Genomic DNA, 1,961 nt, shown 5'->3' with positions numbered 1-1,961 from the left:
GCTCGCTGTCTTGTCCAGAGCAGCGCCCATGAGGATGCTTGGACGCCCCCTCGGATTTCCAGGTGTTTCCAACACCTTCCAATCGGAGTCCGTATGAAATTGAAGCGATTCAGCGGGCGATCACGGCGATGTAAATCTCCGCCGCGCCCGCCGCGTGCAGGACGTCCTGGCAGGCTTGCAGCGTGCTGCCGGATGTCATCACGTCGTCGACCAGCAGCAGGGGACCAGAGGGAAGCCTTCCTGTCTTGACTGCGAACGCCCCGGCCATCTCGTAACGTCCGGCGGCGTGCTGCCGGGCCTGCTGGCGCGTCGCGCGGGTGCGGCTCAGGGCGTCCACGCAGGGAATTTGCAGGTGACGGGCCACTTCGCGGGCCAGCAGTTCGGCCTGATTGTAGCCACGCTGGCGCTGGCGGGATGGGTGCAGCGGCACAGGAACCACCGCGCCGACGTCCCAGTCCGGCGGGACGCCAGCGGCCAGCGCCTGTCCCAGCACTCCAGCCAGATCACGCGCGCCGCCGAATTTCAGAGCACGGACGGCGCGGCGGCCCACGCCCCGGTAACGGCCCAGCGTGAGCAGATGCGGCTCTGGGTGCGGGCGCAGCGGGCTATGCGACTCGACGCGGGCATGGAGTCCGGCCCGGCACGCGCGGCACAGCCCTACCTCCGCGCCCAGTTGCGCGCCGCAGCCAGGGCAAGCGCGGGGCAGCAGGGTTCGCCACAGTCCGGCTAGCACGGGGTTCCCGTCACGCCGCGCCGGTGGCCACCAGTTCGTCCAGAAACAGCGGCGGCATGGTGTCCTCGATGCGCTGCCAGGCGCGCGATAGGCCGTCCGGGTCCAGCATCGGGGCGGCCAGGGTCAGACAGGCCAGGTGGTGGGCGCAGACCTGCTGTACCCCACTGTCGCCCAGCCGCGAACGCTCGCTGGCAGTCAGCAGCGCAGCGAAGGCGTCTGGGTGGCCCAGCGCCGGGTGACTGCCCTCATAGATGGCGGCGCGCAGAAAGGCCGCCACCTCGGCGGGATTAAGCCAGAAGCCGAACATCAATGTGTCAGACAATTTATCCAGCCGCCGCATCCGCTCGGCATCCAGTCCTTGCTTGATCAGACTTCGGGCCAGGTCCTGGCGCTCGATGCGGGTAGCGGCGTATTCAGGCAGGCTCAGTTGCTCGCCGCCCGGCGTGACCCGGCCCCCCACGGCGGCGCGCAGACGGTAGGCCAGCACGTAGCCCTGATATTCGCGCAACATCTCCGATACCGACACACCGCTCATGGTTCAAGTCTAGCGGGCCCAGGGTGGCCTGTATGGTGACTTTGGTGCGGTTGCCCGACCTGTGTCCTTCATGGAATTTTGTTTCCGCCTCTACCCGAGCTGTCGGCTAGCGGAACAGGCGGTGCGGCGCAAGCGATGTGAGCCGCGCACACGGCACGGGCAGAACGATCAAATGGACTGGACGGGCAGTAGCCCAGAGCAACAGTCCTTTGAGCCAGATGCATCTGCTGCTGGGACATATTCATCCGAGTGCCGCACGGCGGCGTCCGCGTCCGCAACCACCACACCACACCACGACATGCCAGCTCCAGCACTCCGAGATCTGCAAAGCGGCGGCGGAATGCACTGTCTACTGGCGCTGATCACGGTTGATCCCGCCGCTTTCGTCCGCCAACACGTCCACGGACGATACCACCCCATCAAGACCAAGCATAATTCTTTGTGTAATGCCGAGCTTAAGAAGAAAACGCAGTGGCCGTAAGATACCCTGTTACTGCCCAATCGTAATTGCCGTGAACAACAACGAAGAAAGCGCTCCAAAACCATGATGGTTTTGGAGCGCTTATGAACGCATCTAGTGTTGAAGAATGTGACCTGTTAAAGGAGGTGATCCAACCGCACCTTCCGGTACAGTTACCTTGTTACGACTTCACCCCAGTCATGTACCACAGCCTAGACGCCTGCCGTAAAGCT

Annotated in this window: 2 protein-coding genes and 1 rRNA gene; all 3 read right to left on the bottom strand. The window is 64.2% G+C overall.

Annotated features, from left to right (window positions below):
• Nucleotides 1–109: 109 nt before the first annotated feature.
• Nucleotides 110–733: an amidophosphoribosyltransferase gene (locus Q322_RS0119970; protein ID WP_029479588.1), complete on the bottom strand. Its 624-nt coding sequence runs from the start codon at nt 731–733 to the stop codon at nt 110–112.
• A 10-nt stretch (nt 734–743) separates the two neighbouring features.
• Nucleotides 744–1,268, bottom strand: a complete 525-nt coding sequence (locus Q322_RS0119965) for a hypothetical protein (protein ID WP_029479587.1) — start codon at nt 1,266–1,268, stop codon at nt 744–746.
• A 599-nt stretch (nt 1,269–1,867) separates the two neighbouring features.
• A 16S ribosomal RNA gene (locus tag Q322_RS0119960) occupies nt 1,868–1,961 on the bottom strand; the annotation flags it as partial.

The organism is Deinococcus frigens DSM 12807 (assembly GCF_000701425.1).
GTDB lineage: Bacteria > Deinococcota > Deinococci > Deinococcales > Deinococcaceae > Deinococcus > Deinococcus frigens.
This window is presented reverse-complemented; position numbering and strand designations above follow the sequence as displayed.

What these genes read in the sequence shown, in the direction of transcription:
- Q322_RS0119965 (WP_029479587.1), bottom strand. Translation starts at nt 1,268, where the DNA reads ATGAGCGGTGTGTCGGTATCGGAGATGTTGCGCGAATATCAGGGCTAC.